General features: G+C 65.0%; 3 protein-coding genes. 1 reads left to right on the top strand and 2 read right to left on the bottom strand.

The annotated features are described in order from the left end of the window. Positions 1-337, bottom strand: a 337-nt coding sequence (locus AC1DWI_RS20415) for a DEAD/DEAH box helicase (protein ID WP_477725602.1), incomplete at its 3' end; no start/stop codon positions are given. Positions 338-681: 344 nt separating this feature from the next. Further along, on the bottom strand, positions 682-1,557 hold the full coding sequence (gene ypfJ, locus AC1DWI_RS20410) for a KPN_02809 family neutral zinc metallopeptidase (protein WP_477668100.1): 876 nt from the start codon (positions 1,555-1,557) through the stop codon (positions 682-684). 153 nt (positions 1,558-1,710) lie between these two features. Here ypfJ and AC1DWI_RS20405 point away from each other — a divergent pair. Beyond that, positions 1,711-2,203, top strand: a 493-nt coding sequence (locus AC1DWI_RS20405; RefSeq protein WP_477725601.1) for a DUF4136 domain-containing protein, incomplete at its 3' end; no start/stop codon positions are given.

The raw sequence follows: 2,203 nt of genomic DNA, 5'->3' as shown, positions 1-2,203 counted from the left end.
CCACGGTGCTGCGCAGATTGGTGTATTTGGCGTACAGCTCGACTTGCTGGGCCACCTGCACGGCGAGTTCGCGCGTGGGCAGCAGCACCAGCGCACGCACCGGGTGGCGGGCTGGCGACGTCGAGGCGTTCTCGTGCTTCATCATGCGCTGCAGCAGGGGCAACGCGAAAGCCGCAGTCTTGCCGGTGCCGGTTTGCGCGGCGCCCATGACGTCTTTACCCTGCAGGACGACCGGGATGGCCTGTTCCTGGATGGGGGTCATGGTTTCGTAGCCCATTTCGGCTACGGCGCGGGCCAGCGGTTCTGCCAGCGAAAGATTGGAAAAAGAGGATGTCATAAAAGGCTCGGCGGTACTCTGCGGGTTGTCTTGCGAAGGGCGCGCGGACCGGCGCGCTGGCAGCCAACGGCACCGCTGCACCATTGACAAGAAAGGGAGCGCGGCAGGCCGCCCGGCGTGGCACGGTCACCGACCGTGATGGGGCTGTTGCAGCGCTTCCTCAGCCTTCTATTGTCGCACTTTAGGCCCCGATGCCGGTTTTGCCGGCCCACTGCGCTTTCAGGKCCATTTGGGCCAGGGCAGCCACTGGGGCAACACCCCTTTATTGCTATCTATTTTATAGCTGTTTGCGCGCGTCAGTAAAGGGCTACAGCCCGATTTCACTCTTAATTGTTGGCTGCCGGCTAAATACTGCGGGCGCTAAAGGTGTCGCAGGCCTTCACGCTGCCGGTTTTCAGGCCCGTGTCGAACCAGCGCTGGCGCTGGGCGCTGGTGCCGTGGGTGAAGCTTTCGGGCACCACCGCGCCGCCGCCGGCCCGCTGCAGGGCGTCGTCGCCGATTTTGGCGGCGGCGTTCATGGCCTCCTCCACGTCGCCCTGCTCCAGTATCTGGCGCGCGTTCTGCGCGTTATGCGCCCACACACCGGCAAAACAGTCGGCCTGCAACTCCAGGCGAACGCTCAGGGCGTTGTATTCGGCTTTGCTGACGCGGCCACGCATCTGGTCCATCTTRCCGCTAATGCCCAGCAGATTCTGCACATGGTGGCCCACCTCATGCGCGATCACATACGCCTGGGCGAAGTCGCCGGGTGCTCCCAAACGGTTACGGAGGGTTTCGTAAAAGCCCAGGTCGATGTAGACCTTCTGGTCGCCCGGACAGTAAAACGGCCCCATGGCGGCCTGGCCCTGGCCGCAGGCAGTTTGCGTGGCGCCACGAAAGAGCACCAGCCGCGGCTTCTGGTAAGTGCCGCCGCCCTTGGCAAACACGTCGGTCCAGACATCTTCGGTGTCCGCCAGCACGGTCGAGACGAATTTCGCCATGCGGTCATCGGCCGGCGGCTTGGGGGCCGGGCCCTGCTGCACCTGTGCGGGGGATCCGCCGCCGCTGAGCAGGCTCAGGATGGTCATCGGGTTGATGCCGAAGATCCAGCCGCCCACCAGCGCAACCACGATGGTGCCGATGCCGACGCTGCGGCCCCCAAAGCCGAAGCCGCCTCCCCCGCCACCGCCGTCGCGCCGGTCTTCAACATTGTCGGATTCGCGATTGCCTTCCCACTTCATGGTGTCTCCCTGTCTGTCATCCGTGCATACTGGCCTTTCCGGCCCGCTGCGGCACCTGCCCCAAAGCCCGGTCCGCTGTCAGCGCATGCGCCGACTTTACTTGAGCGGCCCCCCGCCGTGGAACAAAATTGAACCTTGGTGTATCCATTCGTCATGACTACTTTTGCCCACCCAACGCCCGCGGGCCCCGGCACCCAGGGCGGCGCCATTTCCGTGTTTTTCCCGCTGCGCCTGGCGCTTGCGTTGCTGCTGGCCGCGCTGCTGACGGCCTGCGCCAGCCCCATCACCACCCGCGTGACCAGCTTCAACCAGTGGCCGGGCGATACGGCGGGCGCCACTTTCAGCTACATCACGCCGGTGGACACGACACGGCAGCTGGAACAAGCCACCTATGAGGGCTATGTGCAGGCCGAACTGGAGAAACGCGGCCTCAGGCGCGCGCCGGAAGGCCAGGCAGGGCGGCTGCAGGTTGACGTAGCGGCCAGCAGCCGCAGCGAAGAGAAAACCTTTCTGCAGCCGGTTTACCAGGACAACTTTGTCTTCCTGCCGCCTTACCGCGACGCCGCGGGCCGCGTATACGCGGGCGGCTGGGTGCCCGACCCTTTCGGGCCGCGCTATGTCGGCGACAGGCCGCTCAACATGACGA

This window comes from Polaromonas sp. P3_C2, assembly GCF_056402675.1.
Note: the sequence above shows the minus strand (reverse complement) of the source record. Positions and strands in the feature narration are given on the sequence as shown.